The sequence below is a fragment of the Streptomyces sp. NPDC093591 genome (assembly GCF_044764885.1).
Taxonomy (GTDB): Bacteria; Actinomycetota; Actinomycetes; order Streptomycetales; family Streptomycetaceae; genus Streptomyces.
In genome coordinates this window covers 700,515-717,329 of record NZ_JBIWIY010000002.1, presented here as the reverse complement: position 1 = coordinate 717,329, position 16,815 = coordinate 700,515, and the positions used below count along the sequence as shown (strand labels likewise).

Annotated in this window: 13 protein-coding genes; 5 read left to right on the top strand and 8 right to left on the bottom strand. The window is 70.9% G+C overall.

The window, feature by feature from the left end:
• Positions 1-32 precede the first annotated feature (32 nt).
• The 3 genes from ACIREI_RS06530 to ACIREI_RS06520 all read left to right on the top strand — a co-directional run bounded on the left by ACIREI_RS06530 (position 33) and on the right by ACIREI_RS06520 (position 3,547).
• Positions 33-1,559 (top strand): multicopper oxidase family protein, encoded by a 1,527-nt coding sequence (locus tag ACIREI_RS06530; RefSeq protein WP_403327968.1) that lies wholly within the window; start codon positions 33-35, stop codon positions 1,557-1,559.
• A 43-nt stretch (positions 1,560-1,602) separates the two neighbouring features.
• The gene (locus tag ACIREI_RS06525) at positions 1,603-2,376 is read left to right on the top strand and encodes an SDR family NAD(P)-dependent oxidoreductase (protein ID WP_403327966.1); all 774 of its coding nucleotides are present in this window, start codon (positions 1,603-1,605) and stop codon (positions 2,374-2,376) included.
• 478 nt (positions 2,377-2,854) lie between these two features.
• Complete coding sequence (locus tag ACIREI_RS06520) at positions 2,855-3,547, top strand: ester cyclase (RefSeq protein WP_403327964.1); 693 nt, start codon at positions 2,855-2,857, stop codon at positions 3,545-3,547.
• A 64-nt stretch (positions 3,548-3,611) separates the two neighbouring features.
• Here ACIREI_RS06520 and groL read toward each other — a convergent pair whose 3' ends face one another.
• The 4 genes from groL to ACIREI_RS06500 form a co-directional block, all read right to left on the bottom strand.
• On the bottom strand, positions 3,612-5,237 hold the full coding sequence (gene groL / locus ACIREI_RS06515; RefSeq protein ID WP_403327962.1) for a chaperonin GroEL: 1,626 nt from the start codon (positions 5,235-5,237) through the stop codon (positions 3,612-3,614).
• Between the two features lie 118 nt (positions 5,238-5,355).
• Positions 5,356-5,664, bottom strand: a complete 309-nt coding sequence (gene groES, locus ACIREI_RS06510; RefSeq protein WP_003998759.1) for a co-chaperone GroES — start codon at positions 5,662-5,664, stop codon at positions 5,356-5,358.
• Between the two features lie 336 nt (positions 5,665-6,000).
• Positions 6,001-6,852 carry a polysaccharide deacetylase family protein gene (locus ACIREI_RS06505; protein ID WP_403327961.1) on the bottom strand — a complete coding sequence of 284 codons (852 nt, stop codon included), beginning with the start codon at positions 6,850-6,852 and terminating at the stop codon, positions 6,001-6,003.
• A 68-nt stretch (positions 6,853-6,920) separates the two neighbouring features.
• Positions 6,921-7,943 (bottom strand): polysaccharide deacetylase family protein, encoded by a 1,023-nt coding sequence (locus ACIREI_RS06500; RefSeq protein WP_403327959.1) that lies wholly within the window; start codon positions 7,941-7,943, stop codon positions 6,921-6,923.
• 90 nt (positions 7,944-8,033) lie between these two features.
• On the opposite strand from ACIREI_RS06500, the gene ACIREI_RS06495 reads away from it, so the two are divergent.
• Positions 8,034-9,203 carry a methyltransferase domain-containing protein gene (locus ACIREI_RS06495; RefSeq protein WP_403327957.1) on the top strand — a complete coding sequence of 390 codons (1,170 nt, stop codon included), beginning with the start codon at positions 8,034-8,036 and terminating at the stop codon, positions 9,201-9,203.
• A 202-nt stretch (positions 9,204-9,405) separates the two neighbouring features.
• On the opposite strand, the gene ACIREI_RS06490 is transcribed toward ACIREI_RS06495, so the two are convergent.
• From ACIREI_RS06490 to ACIREI_RS06480, 3 genes are read right to left on the bottom strand one after another with little or no spacing between them, the layout of a single operon-like run.
• Positions 9,406-10,665 carry an RNA polymerase sigma factor gene (locus ACIREI_RS06490; protein ID WP_403327955.1) on the bottom strand — a complete coding sequence of 420 codons (1,260 nt, stop codon included), beginning with the start codon at positions 10,663-10,665 and terminating at the stop codon, positions 9,406-9,408.
• 47 nt (positions 10,666-10,712) lie between these two features.
• Positions 10,713-11,069, bottom strand: a complete 357-nt coding sequence (locus ACIREI_RS06485) for a YciI family protein (protein ID WP_403327953.1) — start codon at positions 11,067-11,069, stop codon at positions 10,713-10,715.
• Positions 11,070-11,111: 42 nt separating this feature from the next.
• Positions 11,112-12,596, bottom strand: a complete 1,485-nt coding sequence (locus ACIREI_RS06480) for an MFS transporter (protein ID WP_403327951.1) — start codon at positions 12,594-12,596, stop codon at positions 11,112-11,114.
• A 72-nt stretch (positions 12,597-12,668) separates the two neighbouring features.
• On the opposite strand from ACIREI_RS06480, the gene ACIREI_RS06475 reads away from it, so the two are divergent.
• A complete protein-coding gene (locus tag ACIREI_RS06475; protein WP_403327949.1) occupies positions 12,669-13,376 on the top strand; it encodes a TetR/AcrR family transcriptional regulator in 708 nt (235 codons plus the stop codon).
• Between the two features lie 16 nt (positions 13,377-13,392).
• On the opposite strand, the gene ACIREI_RS06470 is transcribed toward ACIREI_RS06475, so the two are convergent.
• Positions 13,393-16,758, bottom strand: coding sequence for a hypothetical protein (locus tag ACIREI_RS06470; protein WP_403327947.1), 3,366 nt, complete (start codon positions 16,756-16,758; stop codon positions 13,393-13,395).
• Positions 16,759-16,815 lie beyond the last annotated feature (57 nt).

The window sequence follows — 16,815 nt, the reverse complement described above, 5'->3', positions numbered from 1 at the left end:
TTCGGCGGGCGTCGGTCGAGGACGCTCGAAGCATGTCTCGCTTCAAGCGCGTCCTCCTCGTTCTCGGCTCCGCCGTCACGGTCCTCGTGATGGCGGTCGGCGGGCTGTTCGCCTGGCTGTGGACCGGCGCCGACGTGAGCACGGTCGGCAAGGCGTCCTTCGACAACGCGCTGGCGATACCGCCCCTGGCCGAGTCGTCCGTGGACAAGGACGGCACCCGCGTCTTCGACCTGCGTATGCGCGCCGGCGAAACGGAGTTCGAGGCCGGCCTGAAGACCCCGACCTGGGGCTTCAACGGCTCCTACCTCGGCCCGACGCTCCGAGCGGCCCGTGGTGAGAAGGTCCGTGTACGCATAGCGAACGGGCTGGAGGAGGCGTCCGGCGTGCACTGGCACGGCATGCACCTGCCCGCGCGGATGGACGGCGGGCCGCACCAGATGATCGCGGCCGGGGACACATGGACTCCCCACTGGACCGTTAACCAGCCCGCCGCGACGCTCTGGTACCACCCGCACCCGCACGGCGCGACCGAACGGCATGTGCGCAAGGGATTGGCCGGCATGTTCATCCTCGACGACGAGCGGTCCACGAAGCTCGCCCTGCCGAAGCGGTACGGCGTCGACGACCTGCCCGTCATCGTGCAGGACGTGCGCTTCGACGGCGCGAAGCTCGACGGCGACCGCAGGATCATGCGGAACGTCGGCTTCCTCGGCGACCGGACGATGGTCAACGGCACGCTGCGTCCCCACCGGGAGGTCGGCGACGAGCTCATACGGCTGCGGCTGCTCAACGCCTCGACGGCACGCACCTACGCTTTCGGATTCCCGGACGACCGCGCCTTCTCGCTGATAGCGACGGACGGAGGCCTGCTGGAACGGCCCGAGTCGATGGACCGTGTCCAGCTGTCGCCGGGCGAGCGAGCCGAGATCGTCGTGGGGATGCGGGCGGGTGAGCGCGTGATGCTGCGCAGCTTTCCGCAGGACGACTACGGGGACAGCTGGCAGCGAAGGTTCGGTGGAGGCGACGACTCCTTCGACGTCCTGGAGCTGCGGGCGGCCCGAGAGCTGCGGCCCTCGCCCGGGATACCCACCGCGCTGGGCGACTCGGAGACACCCGACGGCACGGATGCGGTGCGGGCCAGGCACTTCGACCTGAAGCGGTCCGGTATCAACGGGCGGTCGATGGACATGGGCCGCGTCGACGAGACGGTCACACGCGGGACGACGGAGGTGTGGACGGTCCGCAACAGCAACGGCATGCCGCACAACTTCCATGTGCACGACGTGCAGTTCCGGGTGCTGGAGGTGAACGGCGAGGCACCGCCGCCGGCGCTGCGCGGGCCGAAGGACACCGTGTTCCTGCCCAACGGGACGACCATGAAGCTGGCGCTGCGCTTCACCGGGCCGGCGGATCCGGACACGCCGTACATGTACCACTGCCATCTGCTGTATCACGAGGACGAGGGGATGATGGGCCAGTTCGTGGTGATGGAGAAAGGGCAACGGGCGGGAGCGCTGTCGGGGGGAGGCGGGTCGCTCGGTCACTCGGGGCACGGCTGAGCAAGGAGCGGAAGCGAGCAGTCCGGGTCACTAATCTTGCGCCATGACAACGGCATTGATTACGGGATCGACCGCGGGCATCGGCGCCGCGTTCGCGCGACGGCTGGCGGCTGACGGGCATGACCTCGTCCTGGTGGCCCGGGACACCAAGCGGCTGCGGGAGCAGGCGACGGAGCTGCACGACCGGCACGGCATCGAGGCGGAGGTGCTGACGGCCGACCTGGCGCAGGACACCGGCATCGAGGCCGTCGCCGCCCGCCTCGGCGACCGCAGGAACCCCGTCGACCTGCTGATCAACAACGCCGGCTTCGGCAACAAGGGCCGCTATCTCGACGTCTCCATGGCCGACGAGCTGATGATGCTCAAGGTGCACTGCGAGGCGGTACTGCGGCTGACCTCGGCGGCGTCTGCGGCGATGCGGGAGCGGGGGCGCGGGGGTGTCGTCAACGTCGCGTCGGTCGCGGCCTTCGTGCCGCGCGGGACGTACGGCGCGTCCAAGGCGTGGGTCGTGCAGTTCACGCAGGGGGCGGCGCGGGATCTGGCCGGGAGCGGGGTGCGGCTGATGGCGCTGTGTCCGGGGTTCGTGCGGACGGAGTTCCATCAGCGGGCGGGGATGGGGACGGACAACATTCCGGGGTGGATGTGGCTGGATGCGGACAAGCTCGTGGCGGCGGCGCTCAACGACCTGGCGCGGGGGAAGTCGCTGTCGATTCCGGATCCTCGGTACAAGGTGCTGATGGGGGCGACGAAGCTGATGCCCCGGGGGCTGCTCGGGGGGATCAGTTCGAAGACGGGGCGGAAGTACGGGCCGCAGTAGGCGCAGGGCCGTCGGCCGGGCGGCGGCGCGGGAAGCCGACGACCAGAGGGACGCTGCCGGGCGCGGACCGGGGCGGGCAGGACCGGCTCGATGTCATGCGCTCCGCGGCCCGGGCCACGGGGATGCGGCCGCCGGCGGGCTCCACCGCGGGGGTAGGTGCACGCCGCAGGAGCGGGGCTGGAGCGTCGGCCGGTCGCCCGGATCCTCCACGCGGTCGGCCGGGCCGGCAGCAGGATGCGGACGCTTCGTGCGGCGGGGGCCCACGGTTCGCGCCGGCCGGCGATTCGCTCAACTCGGCCTCTTGGTCGACCGGTTCCGGCGGGGGGCCACCGCCATGTCCCGTCCCGCGGGCACCGATCGCCGCCTCCTTCGGCGAAGCAGGGCGCCATGGTGTCGGCGCCGACAGGCACAGCGCCCCTTGGGCGGGGAGAATGGTGCTGTTCGGTCGCACCCAGGGGGGCCGGGAGGCCACGACGTCATGACCTTCGTACAGCTCATCGACTGCAGGACCAGCCGCTTCGACGAGATGAACCGGCTGATGGACAGGTGGGTCGAGCAGACCAAGGGAAAGCGGACGGCGACGCACGACATCATCGGGAAGGACCGGTCGGACGCGTCGCACTTCATCGAGATCGTGGAGTTCGCCTCGTACGAGGAGGCGATGCGGAACTCCAATCTTCCCGAGACCGACCGGATCTTCCAGGAGATGGTCGCGCTCTGTGACGAGACGCCGACGTTCACCGATCTCGACGTCGTGCGGGACGAGCAGCTGAACGTGCTGGCCGCGCAGGCCTTCTTCAAGGCCATGGGCAGGATGGAGCCGGAGCGGATCGGTGAGCACCTCACGGACGACTACGTGGATCACGATCCGTCGTATCCGCAGCCCGTGCAGGGCGTCGAAGGGGTGCGTGAGCAGTACGCGGGGTGGCGTGCCGCCTTCGACTTCACGTTCCGGATCGACGATCAGCTGGCCCAGAGCGACCAGGTGTGCACGCGGTGGACGTGGACCGCGCGGCACAAGGGTGAGTTCCTGGGGATTCCGGCGACCGGACAGGACGTGAGCATGCAGGGCATGACCTGGCAGCGGTTCCGGGACGGGAAGATCTGCGAGAGCCACTGGCTCTACGACCGGGCGGGTCTGCTGGAGCAGCTGGGGGTACTCGGTCAGTGACGCCCGCGAAGGGAGAAGCCCCCCGCTGCACAGCAGCGGGGGGCTTCTTCAGGTGGTGCGTGCCTCAGTGGGCGTGGCCGTGGCCGTGACCAGCGGCGGCCGGCTCCTCCTCTTCCTTCTTCTCTACGACCAGGGTCTCGGTCGTGAGGAGGAGGGAGGCGATGGAGGCGGCGTTCTCCAGGGCGGAGCGGGTGACCTTGACCGGGTCGATGACGCCGGCCTTGACCAGGTCGCCGTACTCGCCGGTGGCGGCGTTGTAGCCGTTGCCCTTCTCCAGCTCGGCGACCTTGGAGACGATGACGTAGCCCTCGAGGCCGGCGTTCTCGGCGATCCAGCGCAGCGGCTCGACGGCGGCCTTGCGGACCACGGAGACACCGGTGGCCTCGTCGCCGGTCTTGTCGAGGTTGCCCTCGAGGACCTTGACGGCGTGGACCAGCGCGGAGCCACCACCGGAGACGATGCCCTCCTCGACCGCGGCGCGGGTCGCGGAGATGGCGTCCTCCAGACGGTGCTTCTTCTCCTTCAGCTCCACCTCGGTGGCGGCGCCGACCTTGATCACGCACACGCCGCCGGCCAGCTTCGCGAGGCGCTCCTGGAGCTTCTCGCGGTCCCAGTCGGAGTCGGTGTTCTCGATCTCGGCCTTGATCTGGGCGACGCGGCCCTGGACGTCCTCGGAGTTGCCGGCACCGTCGACGAGGGTCGTGTCGTCCTTGGTGACCGTGACGCGGCGGGCGGAGCCCAGCACCTCGAGGCCGACCTGGTCGAGCTTGAGGCCGACCTCCTCGGAGATGACCGTGGCGCCGGTGAGGACGGCCATGTCCTGCAGCATCGCCTTGCGGCGGTCACCGAAGCCAGGGGCCTTGACGGCGACCGCGTTGAAGGTGCCGCGGATCTTGTTGACGACCAGGGTCGACAGGGCCTCGCCCTCGAGGTCCTCGGCGATGATCAGCAGCGGCTTGGAGGCGCCCGCCTGGATGACCTTCTCCAGCAGCGGCAGCAGGTCCGCGATGGAGGAGATCTTGCCCTGGTTGATGAGGATGTACGGGTCCTCCAGGACGGCCTCCATGCGCTCCTGGTCCGTCACGAAGTACGGCGACAGGTAGCCCTTGTCGAAGGCCATGCCCTCGGTGAAGTCCAGCTCCAGACCGAAGGTGTTGGACTCCTCGACGGTGATGACACCGTCCTTGCCGACCTTGTCCATCGCCTCGGCGATGAGCTCGCCGACCTGCTGGTCCTGGGCGGACAGCGCGGCCACGGCGGCGATGTCGGACTTCTCGTCGATCGGGCGGGCCGAGGCGAGCAGGTCGTCGGAGACGGCCTTGACCGCGGCGTCGATGCCCTTCTTCAGAGCGGCCGGGGAGGCACCCGCGGCGACGTTCTTCAGGCCCTCGCGCACCAGCGCCTGGGCGAGCACGGTGGCGGTGGTCGTACCGTCACCCGCGATGTCGTTGGTCTTGGTCGCCACCTCCTTCACCAGCTGGGCGCCGAGGTTCTCGTACGGGTCCTCGACCTCGACCTCGCGGGCGATGGTGACGCCGTCGTTGGTGATGGTGGGCGCGCCGAACTTCTTGTCGATGACGACGTTGCGGCCCTTGGGGCCGATCGTCACCTTGACCGTGTCGGCAAGCTTGTTGACGCCGCGCTCGAGGGCGCGACGGGCGTCCTCGTCGAACTTCAGGATCTTCGCCATGACAGCGGGAGCCCTCTCGGAATATGGGTGGAAAAGACACTGCGCCCCGGGCGCCCGGCTTCTTATGTGGTCGCGGGGGCCAGGGGCGCAGCTGGAAGCAAAAGGTGCTTCGGGTGAATTACTTCTCGATGATCGCGAGCACGTCGCGAGCCGAGAGGACGAGGTACTCCTCGCCGTTGTACTTCACCTCGGTGCCGCCGTACTTGCTGTACAGCACGATGTCGCCGGTCTTGACGTCGAGCGGCAGACGCTCGCCGTTCTCGAAGCGGCCCGGGCCCACGGCCAGGACGACGCCCTCCTGGGGCTTCTCCTTGGCGGTGTCCGGGATGACCAGGCCAGAGGCGGTGGTCTGCTCGGCGTCGAGCGGCTGGACCACGATGCGGTCCTCGAGCGGCTTGATGGCAACCTTGGAGCTGGTGGTCGTCACGATCCGACCTCCCCCTTCGGAGATCTCACGGGGTTAACTGTCTGAGGTGGCGACCAGGTGGATCCGTCGTCGCGGGTGCCGGACCTGCCCGTCGCGTAGTTGGCACTCTCCAGTGGGGAGTGCCAGAGCCGAGACTATGACCGTGATTAGCACTCGGTCAAGCGGACTGCTAATTCGCTGCGTGTTCGCTGCGCCGGCTGAGCGGGTTTCCGGTGACTGGCGTTGCCGTGGCCGCCCGGGGGCTGCCGCCCCCGGACCCCCGCTTCGGCCCTGGACGGGCCTCGTCCTCAAACGCCGGACGGGCTGGGGTGCCTGGACCGGCGCCGGAAAGTTCCGTCAGACGTAGTCCTCCAAACGGCCTACCGTCAGTCCACTCCTCTGGATCTCCCGCAGCAGCCTCGTCGTTCGCTCCCTCAGGCTCAGGCCGGTCGGTTCACCCGAAGGGACGGAGATGATGTCGCCGGCACGCAGTCGGCCGGGGCCCTTCGCGTACGTCAGTTCGCCGTCGCCCTCCATCGCCGCCCGCCACAACACCACCGCCCGCACGCCGCAGTCGGCTGCCGCGCGGAGCGTGGTGGTGTCGTACGTGCCGTAGGGGGGCCGGAAGAGCTGGGGCCGGATGCCGAAGCGGGCGCGGAGTTTGTTCTGCTGGCCGCAGATCTCGGCGCGCTGGCCGGCGTACGGCAGGCCGCGCAGGGCGGCGTGGTCGAGGGTGTGGTTCTGCATCGACGCGCCCACCGAGCGCAGGCGCGCGAAGTGGCCGTAGCCCGGGCCGACGACGCTGTCCGTGAGGAACATGCTGACGGGCAGCCGCAGCTCGCGGACCATGTCGACGAAGCGGGGGTCCTTCTCGGCGCCGTCGTCGTAGGTGAGGAACACGACTTGGTCGCGGGTGCGGATGCGGTCGACGACGGGCAGCAGACCGCCCCCGGACGGCCGATCACCCAGAGGTGAGCCCTGCCGCCGGGCGGGCGGGGAGGGGGGCGCGGGAAGTGGGGCGGTGAGGCCCCATCGGCGGTACGGCTGTGCTGTGGTCGTCGGCCCCTTCGCCGAACGCGCCTCTTGCGCCGCCCTCTCGGCCGGGCGCCCGACCGACCCGGTCGGCCGGGCGCAACCGGCGAGCACGGCGGCTGCCAGGGCGACGGCCGTCAGGGCCCGTGCCGCCGCCGGAACCCGTACGACTGTCAAGACCTTGAGGGCACGTACGGCCGTGAGAGCCCCCGGCTCGGGCGCCGGCACCGATGCCGGCGCCCGCCTCACAGGTAGTCCTCCAGCCGGGCCACCGCGTACCCCTCGGCCGTCACTTTGTTCAGGAATCGGCGGATCATGTCGGGCATTGTGCCCTTCCAGTCGTCCCGGCCCCGGAAGTGGCTGAGGACGATGTCGCCCGGGCGGATCTTCCGGTCCCACTCGCGGTAGTCCCAGCGGTCGACGAAGACCTCCTCGTTCCACAGGGGGACGTACTCGATGCCGCAGGACTTCGCGGCGCGCAGGCTGTTCCTGTTGTAGTTGCCGAAGGGCGGGCGGAAGAGCAGCGGGCGCTTGCCGTAGCGCTTCTCGATCACCTCCTGCATGCCGCAGATCTCATGCCTTTGGCGGTAGTAGGAGAGGGCCGGGAGGTAGGGGTGGTGGAGGGTGTGGTTGTTCAGGACCACACCGGCGCGCTGCATCCGTTTGAAGTAGCCGTAGTCCTCCTTGATCAGGTAGTCGCTGAGGAAGGCGGTGTACGGCACCTGCAGCTCGCTCATCATCCGCAGGAACGCCGGGTCCTTCTCGGCGCCGTCGTCGATGGTGAGGAAGACGACCCTCTGCTTGGTGGGGACGGTCGTGAAGACCGGCGGGAGGCCGAGTTCCTCGTGCCCGTCGACCTCGAAGCCGTCCCGGGTGGTGATCTCCGGCTTCTTGGCGGGGGGCGGCGGGGGCGTGAGCGGGACGCGTGCCAGGCGCCAGCGTCTCGCTGCGGCGACTCGGGCGGCGTGGGCGGCCTGAGCGGACCGGAACTTCTTGGGCCGGGGGGCTTGGGCGTTCGGGTCCGGGGTTTCGACCGGGGGCGGCGCCTTGAGGGGCTGCCGGCTCGGTGTGGGGCGTACGGCCTCATGTCCGCCTCCACCTCCGCCGCCCTGCCCGCCTCCCCCGCCCTGTGCACACCCCGAGGCGATGGCGGCGACGGTGAGCGCGGCGATTCCGCCGCGGATCCGCGAACGCCCCGCCGTCCCATGACGACACCCCTCGGGTGACCCATTGCGGCGACTTTTGTCATTTTGTCGTACTACTCGCATGGAGCCGGATCCTCGCAGGCACCCGCCCCGAAGATCGGCCGACACCGCCGCCGGAGGCGGACCATCCACCGACTGGCCGACAATGACCCGGTGAACGACCTCGCCTCCTTCTCCCGTCTCCTCAGCCCCGAGGGCAGCGCCCTCCTCGACGCCGTACGCGACACCGACCCCGCCGACGAACTCGCCGTCGCCACCCGGCTGCGCCGCGAGCACCCCGCCGAGCTGGTGTCGGCGGCGCTCGGACAGGCGCGGCTGCGGCAGCGGGCGGCGGCGAAGTTCGGGGCGGTGGACGCGGGGCGGATGTTCTTCACGCCGAACGGCGTCGAGCAGTCGACGCGGGCGAGTGTCGCCACATACCGGGCCGGGCGGATGAGGGAACTGGGGATCGGATCGGTCGCCGACCTGTGCTGCGGGATCGGGGGCGACGCGATCGCGTTGGCGCGGGCCGGGATCCGGGTGCTGGCGGTGGACCGGGATCCGGTGACGGTGGCGGCGGCGCGGGCCAATGCGGAGGGCCTCGGCCTTGCCGGCCTCATCGAGGTGCGGGAGGCCGACGTCACCGAGGTGGACACGACCGGCTACGACGCCGTGTTCGTCGACCCCGGACGCCGGGGCGGTCGCGGCAGGATCTTCGACCCGGAGGCGTATTCGCCCCCGCTGTCATGGGCGGTCGAGGCCGCCGGCCAGGCTCCCCACGCCGCACTGAAGATCGCCCCGGGCATTCCGCACGAGGCCGTTCCGGGCGAGGCCGAGGCGGAGTGGATCTCGGACGGCGGGGACGTGAAGGAGGCGGTGCTGTGGTTCGGCACCGAGCCCGGGGCGATCCGGGCCACGCTGCTGCCGGGGCCGCGCACGCTGCTCTCCCGGGGGCTGCCCGACCCCGAAGTGCGGCCCGTCGGACGGTACTTGTACGAGCCCGACGGTGCCGTCATCCGGGCGCATCTGGTCGCCGAGGTGGCGGACCAACTGAACGGCGGTCTGGTCGACGCGACCATCGCGTACGTCACGGCAGACGAGCTGCACGCGACGCCGTATGCCACGGCGTACGAGATCACCGACCAACTCCCCTTCAATGTGAAGAAGTTGAAGTCCCTGCTGCGCGAGCGGGAGGTCGGCACGCTGACCGTGAAGAAGCGCGGGTCGGCCGTCGAGCCGGAGGAACTGCGGAAGAAGGTCAAGCCGCAGGGGCCCAACTCGGCGACCGTGTTTCTGACGCGGGTGGCGGGGGCGCCGACGATGCTCGTCGGGCGGCCGGCCTAGCCGGAACCGGGTCCGGGTCCGGGTCCGGGGAGCGGGACGAGCGGGTGGTACGAGGTCGACCGTCTTACGAGGCCGCACCCAGCCGCAGGCCATCGTGCCGCCCAGGGCGGCACGGGTGGGCGCGGGCGGCACCCCGTCAGCGCCGGGCTGCGCGACACACACCCGCCCAGCCCTCACACCGCCCGTCAGGCTCCCGTTCGCCCTACAAGACCTCCGTCGCCCGGCGCAGCAGCATCTCCCGCTCCCGCTCGTTGCGCGTGAGCCCCGCCGCCCGCTCGAACTCCGCCCGTGCGTCCGCCGTACGGCCGAGGCGCAGCAGCAGGTCGCCGCGCACGCTCGGCAGCAAGTGGTAGTCCCGCAGGGCGGGTTCGGTGGCGATCGCGTCGACGATCTCCAGGGCGGGTGCCGGGCCGTCCGCCATCGACACGGCGACCGCGCGGTTCAACTCGACCACGGGGGAAGGGGATCGGGCGGACAGCAGGCCGTACAGGGTGGCGATGGTCTTCCAGTCCGTCTCCTCGTACGTGTACGCGTGCGCGTGGCAGGCGGCGATCGCGGCCTGGAGGGCGTACGGGCCCGGTCCACCCGTGGCGGTGGCATCGGCGCGGCCCAAGGCCTTGATGCCGCGCGCGATGAGCATGCGGTTCCAGCGGCGGCGGTTCTGGTCCTTGAGGAGGATCGGTTCGCCGGACGGGCCGGTGCGGGCTGCCGCGCGGGACGTCTGGAATTCCAGGAGGGCGGTCAGGCCGTGCACCTCCGGTTCCTTCGGCATCAGTGCCGACAGCACGCGGGCCAGCCGCAGCGCGTCCTCGCACAGGGCCGGGCGCAGCCAGTCGTCGCCGGCGGTGGCGGCGTAGCCCTCGTTGAAGATCAGGTAGATGACGTCGAGGACCGAGCCCAGGCGGGCCTCGCGGTCGGGGCCGTACGGGACCTCGAAGGCGACGTTCCTCGTGGCGAGCGTGCGCTTGGCGCGGACGATGCGCTGGGCGATCGTAGGCTCCGGCACCAGGAACGCCCGGGCGATCTCCGGCGTCGTCAGGCCGCCGAGGAGGCGGAGCGTGAGGGCGATGCGGGCCTCGGGAGACAGCACGGGGTGGCAGGCGGTGAAGACGAGCCTCAGCAGGTCGTCGTCGATGTCGTCGGGGTCGGCCGGCTCCTCGGGCGGGGCCGTGGTCTCCAGGTCCCGCCCGATCTCCGCCAGTTTGCGGGCGTAGTTCTCGCGGCGGCGGATCAGGTCCACGGCGCGGTGCCGGGCGCTGGCCATGAGCCAGGCGCCCGGGTTGTCGGGGACGCCGTCGCGGGGCCACTGCTCCAGGGCGGCGACGAGCGCGTCCTGGGCGAGTTCCTCGGCGATGCCGACGTCGCGGACGATGCGGGCGACGCCGGCGATGATGCGCGGGGATTCGATGCGGAAGACGGTTTCGACGGTGCCGCGCGGGTCGGCGGTGGGCTGCGGGGTCACAGCCCACCATGCAACACCTGTACGGCCATGGATCCAAGGAGGGCAGGTCAGCCCTCGGCGATCTCCCGCACCTCGCAGGTGACCTGCCATTCCTCCCCGTGGACCTTCAGGAACCGCGACGCCCACTCCAACGCCTCGGCCTTGTCCTTGCACTGCATGATCGCGTAGCCGCCGATGACCTCCTTGGACTCGGTGAAGGGCCCGTCGGTGACGGAGGTCTTCGCGCCGTCCCAGTGCACCCGGGTGCCTTGCGACGACGGAGTGAGCCCTGCCGTGTCGAGCATCACGCCGGCCTTGGTGATCTCCTCCAGCAGTTCCCCCATGCGCTGCATCAGCTCAGGACTGGGGCCCTCGGCGGGGGCGGTGGACTCGTCGATCCGGACGAGGGACAGGTAACGCGGCATGGTGACTCCTCAGGGTTCGCTGACCGGTTCCTTCCCGGCCTCTCACCCCTGCGTCGAACGGGAGGCTCCCGGATCGACACGCTCGCCGGAATTTCTCGAATCTTTTTCTCCGGCGGGCGTTTCCGCAGGCAGAGGCCCCTTCCCATGCAGCGCACCGGCGGCCAGTGCGGCCGCGGCGAGCAGCCCCGCCGCCACCCAGTACGCCGCCGCGTACCCGTCGACGAGGCCCTCCGCCCCCTGCGCCCCGTCCCCGCCGGCATTCGCCGCCACCGTCACCAGCACCCCGAGCCCCACGGCCCCGCCCACCTGCCGCGCACTGTTGAGCAGCCCGGACGCCATCCCGGTGTCCTCCGGCGCGACGCCTTCCGTGGCGGCCGTCCCCAGCGGTACGAAGCACATGCCGATGCCGACCGAGGCGACCGCCGACGGTCCGAGGACGGAGAGCAGGAATCCGCCGTCCACCGCCACCGCCGCCGCGAACCACGCGATCCCGGCCGCCCCGAGCAGCCCACCGACCAGCAGCAGCGCCCCGGCCCCGAACCGCCCGACGGTGCGCGCGGCGATCACCGACCCGGCCACGACCCCGACGCAGAACGGCAGGAAGGCGCTCCCGGCGGCGGTGGGGCCGTATCCCAGCACCTGCTGCATGTAGAGGGAGGTGAAGTAGAAGGCGGCGAACTGGCCCGCCGACATCAGCAGCGCGAAGACGTTCGCCGCGAGCACCGGCCCCCGGGTCAGGAGCCCGAGCCTGAGCAGCGGCTGCCGTACGCGGGTCTCCACCACGGCGAAGACCGCCAGCAGGACGACACCCGCGCCGAGCACCCCACCGGTCCCCCAGGCCGTCCAGCCGTGGGTCCCGGTCCGCATCAGCCCGAGGACGAGCAGCGAGGTTCCGGCGGTGACGAGGAGCGCGCCGAGGGCGTCTAGGCGCGGCCGGCTCCCGCTCGCCCGCCGGTCGTCGGCGGGTACACCGGGCCGTACGACGGCCAGTACGGCGAGCACGACGGGCACGTTGACCAGCATGACCGCCCGCCAGCCGAACCAGTCGGTGAGCAGCCCGCCGGCGAGCACCCCGACGGCCCCGCCGGCCGCACCGGCGGCGCCCCACAGCCCGAGGGCCCGTGAACGGGCCGCCCCCGCCGGAAAGTTGACCGTGATCAGGGCGAGCGCGACCGGCGACAGCAGGGCCGCGCCCACCCCCTGCACCGCCCGGGCCGCGATCAACTGCCCCGGCGCCTGGGCGAGTCCGCCGACGAGGCTCGCGAGCCCGAAGACGACGAAGCCGACCACGAGCACCCGCCGCCGTCCGGCGACGTCGGCGAGCCGCCCGCCGAGCATGAGTAGCCCGCCGAAGGTGAGCGCGTAGGCGTTGACGACCCAGGCCAGCGCCCCGGCGTCGAAGCCGAGGCCGGTGCCGATGTCCGGGAGGGCGACGTTGACGACGGACATGTCGAGGGAGACGAGGAACTGCACGGTGAGCAGGACCGGCAGTAACCAACGGGAGGGGGATGTCTGCGAGTTCACCATGCCGTGCAGATTAATGTACGCGTATAGAAAATAGCTATACGCGTACAGAAAGCCACAGTGGAGAATGCTCGCGTGACGGACAAAGGGCAGGCGGGCAGCGGCCGGAAGCGCACGGTGGGCCGCCCCCGCCGTATCGAGGCGCAGCAGATCGTCGACGTGGCGCGGCGGATCATCCGGGAGGAAGGCGTCGAGGCGGTCTCGATGCGCCGGGTCGCCAAGGAGGTGGGCGCGACGCCGATGGCGCTGTACCACCACGTGCGCGACAAGGACGAGTTGCTGCTGCTGACCCTGCAGGGCATGGCGGCGACGTTCCCGCGCCCGGCGCTCCCCGCCGACCCCCGTGACCGTCTCCTGACCACGGCCGTCCACATGCACACGATCCTCAGCGAGGTGCCCTGGGTCCTCGACGTACTGAGCCTCGGCGACCTCACCGACAAGGAGGCGCTGTGGATGCCCGAGGAGATCATCGGCTCGGCCATCGCCTGCGGCCTGACCCCCACCCAGGCCCTGCACGCCTACCGCACCATCTGGTACGTCGTCTACGGCGCCCTGGTCTTCCAGCGAGCCGACGCCCGCCGCGCCGCCGACCCCGAACGCCGGCCGTTCTTCCCGACCTTCCTCACGGAGGAGGACGCGGTGGCGCTGCCGCGGATGACCGAGATGGCGGCGAACTGGCAGGAGAGCAAGGGGCGTTACGACATCGCCGAGCAGCTGGAGGCTGTGGTGGACGGGCTGCTGCGGAAGGGGCGCCGACACGCCTCACAGTCCCCGAACTCCTAGCCACTTCGAAGTCAGGTCAGGTCAGGTCACTGACATCCCACACGCGAACGGTCCCGTCGGCGCTGCCGGTGGCCAGCCAGCGGCCGTCGGAGCTGAAGTCCATGGAGTGGACCGCGGACATGTGTCCGTGGAGGGTCTTCAACCGGGTCGGTCTCGCCGCGATCGACCACAGCTCGACGGTCCCGTCGGCCCCCACGCTGTGGGTGTCCTCCACCAGCGGCCCGCAGGCGAGCACGGGTGCCGTCGGATGGAGCGCGGCGCTGTGCATGCCGGGGTACAACGCGAAGGGTGCCCACTGCCCGGCGGCGGCCCCGGGCCGCCACAGCTCGCCGCCCCGCTCACTCCACACCAGCAGACAGTCACCACGGAGGTTGGCGATCACGGCGACATCCGTCTCGTCGACAACCTTCCCAGCAGGCCTGAAAAGGTTCCGCGCCCCCGAGAATCCCGGAACCGGGTGCGCCCGCGCGCCTTCCCAGTCGAGGACCGCCACCTCGCCCCCGGGGAAGAAGGCAGCCGCTCGGGCCGGCATCGTTTCCCAGGCCTTCCGGTGCTCGGTGCGCTCCAGCCGGCCCTCGGCATCGATGCGTCTCAGGAAAAAGTTGACCTGGGAGTCGTCCTGGTCGTTGAAGACGGGACCGGCGAGGTAGTCGCCGGTCCGGCTGAACTGGACAGAGAACGGCGAGTTGACCTTGGCCTCGGCATCCGCCAGCCGCGGTACTCGTCCTCGCAGGTCCCAGAGCCGCAGCCCCTTCGCGCTCGTGACGGCGAGGAATCCGCCGGCCGGGTGGAAGGCCATGGATCCGTAGCCTGGTTCCAAGAAGTACTCGTCATGGTCCCGCAGCGAAGTGCGCGGTTCGATCAGCGATTGCTGCCCGCCCAGACGGCTGCCCCACCAGACCCCGCCGTCCATATCCCCCCAGAAGACGTCTGTCGTCTTCGGCCGGAACACCACCGCGGCCACATACGAGTCCGCAGGCCCCGAGAACGTCGCCACGCTCTCGTCCCGGTGATGCCGGATCACCGACCCCGTCCCGGCGACCGCGGCCGCCGCTCCCGCCGCCAGCACCACGCGACGCCGTACGGCCGCCGCCTCCGGCCGATGTCGCGACGGCCGGGGTTCCTCGTAGGTCGGCCGCCCCGCGAGTGCCTCCTGGAGGCGGATGTGGCGGAACTGGTACGCCCCGCCCGACTGCCGGAGGATCTCCCGGCGTCGGGCGTCCGCGAGGAACGTCATCAGCCGCCATGGCAGCCTGCCGCTCGCGGCGAGCCAGATCCGGGTCAGGAGGAAGCGGGGCCATGCGCGGGACAGCAGGACGAGGAGGGCGAAGAGCGTCGCGGGCAACAGGTACGGCACACCGAAGCCGAAGGCCTCCATGCCGTACTCCTGGCCCGACTGCCGCCAGTTGGCCGTGGCGTATTCCCCGGCCTCACCGTCTCGCGGCCAGCCCGGCCAGCCGTTGACCGAGCGGAACGCCAGACCGCCGCCCAGCAGCCCCGCCTGGAACCCGGGCAGTGCCGTCGCGCCCATGACCACGCCGGCCACCAGTGCTCCGGCCAGCGCCGAACGCCGGTCCTGCGCGAGGGAGTTCGCGGGGCTCACCTGAGTGGCTCTGGACGGCGGCGCGTTCAGCCAGTTGTGCGCGGCAAGAGCGAGCCCCATGACGACGCTCAGCGCGAGGCAGACCGTGAGCAGTGTGGCGACCGCCTCGGCGCTCTGCAGTGTCCCCGGTCCCAGCGTCGTACCGAGGATGGTGACGAGGGTGATGGCCGTGGCCACAGGGGCGATGAAGGCCAGGCACAGCACGACACCGTTGCGGAACCCTCGTCGCAGCCGCTGGGCCGAGCCGTGCAACGACCAGGACAGGCGGCCGGGAAGGGGATCTCCCACCATGTACCAGACGATGGAACCGAACAGCGCGAAGCCCGCACCGATCGCCAACGTCAGAGCGGCCACCGAGCTGAACGCCTCGGCGCCGTGAATCCCCGCTGTCATGGCGACCCACACCGAGGCCCCGAAGGCGAGTACGAGCCCCAGAACGAGTCCGGTGACCGGTCCGACCCAGGTCGGCAGGAGCCGCCCGCCCATCAGCCACCAGGCCAGATCCCGTTCCCGGTGGTCATGCAGATAGCCGGCGAGGAATGTCAGCCAGCGCCGCGCCTGTTCGGGCCGCCACCGCTGTCGTACCGCCGCACCCTCGGGCGGCCTCGGGTCCGGGGCGTACGCCGCGTCCACCACCTGGTGGGTGAGGTGGTCCTCGACCGCGTACCGGCAGTCGAACCGGCCTCGATCGAGGAGCTCGGCCGGATCCCCGCCGTCCGCGCCACCGCGCTGGTACACGAGGCGGACCGTCGTCACCATCAACGGTGTGGACAGAGCTTGGGCCAGCGGGCCGTCCGGCTCGGCGTCCAGGCGGGCGAAAACCCCGTCCCACGCCACCCCCTGCGGCCACTCCGTGTCCCGCAGATAGGAGATGACGTCTGCGGGCGGTACCGGCAGCACTTCCACCACCGGCGCGCGGCGCAGCCTCGGAGCTCCGCCGCGGATGAGTTCCTCGTACTCCACGGCGCGGCAGGTGACGACGACGGGCCGTTCGCCGCCGATGGCGTGGTTGATGCCCCGGATCGCGCCGCGCCGGGCGGACTCGGGGATCTCGTCGAGTCCGTCGAGTACGGGGAGCAGCAGGCCGTGGGCCAGCACGGTGCGCGGGATCTCCTGACGGCCGCTGTAGTACGGGACGGCGAGGGAGCGCACGATCCAGTCGTCCAGGCCCTCCCGCAAGGGGTCCCAGGAGGAGACCGGGAGCAGGACGGGGACGAGTGTTCCGGGCTCGCGGGCTTCCAGGAGCCCCAGCGTCAGCAGCATCGCGAGCACCGTCTTGCCCGCGCCGGGCTCACCGATGACGACCAGTCTGCCCTGCGCCATCTGGCCGTAACCCTCGGCGAGTTGGGCAGTGGCCTGATCGAATCGCCCGGCGAGGCGGCCATCGAGACGGACCCGCACCACCCTGCCGCCCGTCGGCACGGGGGCACCCGTGCGCAGCTCGTCGGCGACCTCCCGGTCCGTCGTCGCCCAGGCGAGCGGCAGTACCCGGGGGTCGCGCAGTCGCCTGGCCTCCGCTTCCTCCAGCCACTGCGCCCTGAGCGTCCTCGCGAGGTCGTCCGCGTACTCCGCCGGATCGGGCGCCGTCGGCTCCTGGCGGAAGAAGTCCGCGAGGGCCAGCAGCAGCGAGGCGATGCCCACGAAGAGCCCTGCCACCGTGGCCAGGTGATCGGCCTTCCCGCCCACCGTCATCCACACGGCGAGACCGGTCGACCCCGCTCCGACGCCGGCGAAGAGGCCGTCGCGGAGGAAGCGCCGGCGCGTACGCGTCCGTCTCAACGGCCCCCGAAACACAGCTCGATTATGGGCGCACGCAACTCTCCGCGTCCCTCCGCT

Coding starts and splice junctions, on each gene's coding strand:
- ACIREI_RS06530 (WP_403327968.1), top strand. CDS start 33: ATGTCTCGCTTCAAGCGCGTCCTCCTCGTTCTCGGCTCCGCCGTCACG.
- ACIREI_RS06525 (WP_403327966.1), top strand. CDS start 1,603: ATGACAACGGCATTGATTACGGGATCGACCGCGGGCATCGGCGCCGCG.
- ACIREI_RS06520 (WP_403327964.1), top strand. CDS start 2,855: ATGACCTTCGTACAGCTCATCGACTGCAGGACCAGCCGCTTCGACGAG.
- groL (WP_403327962.1), bottom strand. CDS start 5,237: ATGGCGAAGATCCTGAAGTTCGACGAGGACGCCCGTCGCGCCCTCGAG.
- ACIREI_RS06500 (WP_403327959.1), bottom strand. CDS start 7,943: ATGCGAGTAGTACGACAAAATGACAAAAGTCGCCGCAATGGGTCACCC.
- ACIREI_RS06485 (WP_403327953.1), bottom strand. CDS start 11,069: ATGCCGCGTTACCTGTCCCTCGTCCGGATCGACGAGTCCACCGCCCCC.
- ACIREI_RS06480 (WP_403327951.1), bottom strand. CDS start 12,596: ATGGTGAACTCGCAGACATCCCCCTCCCGTTGGTTACTGCCGGTCCTG.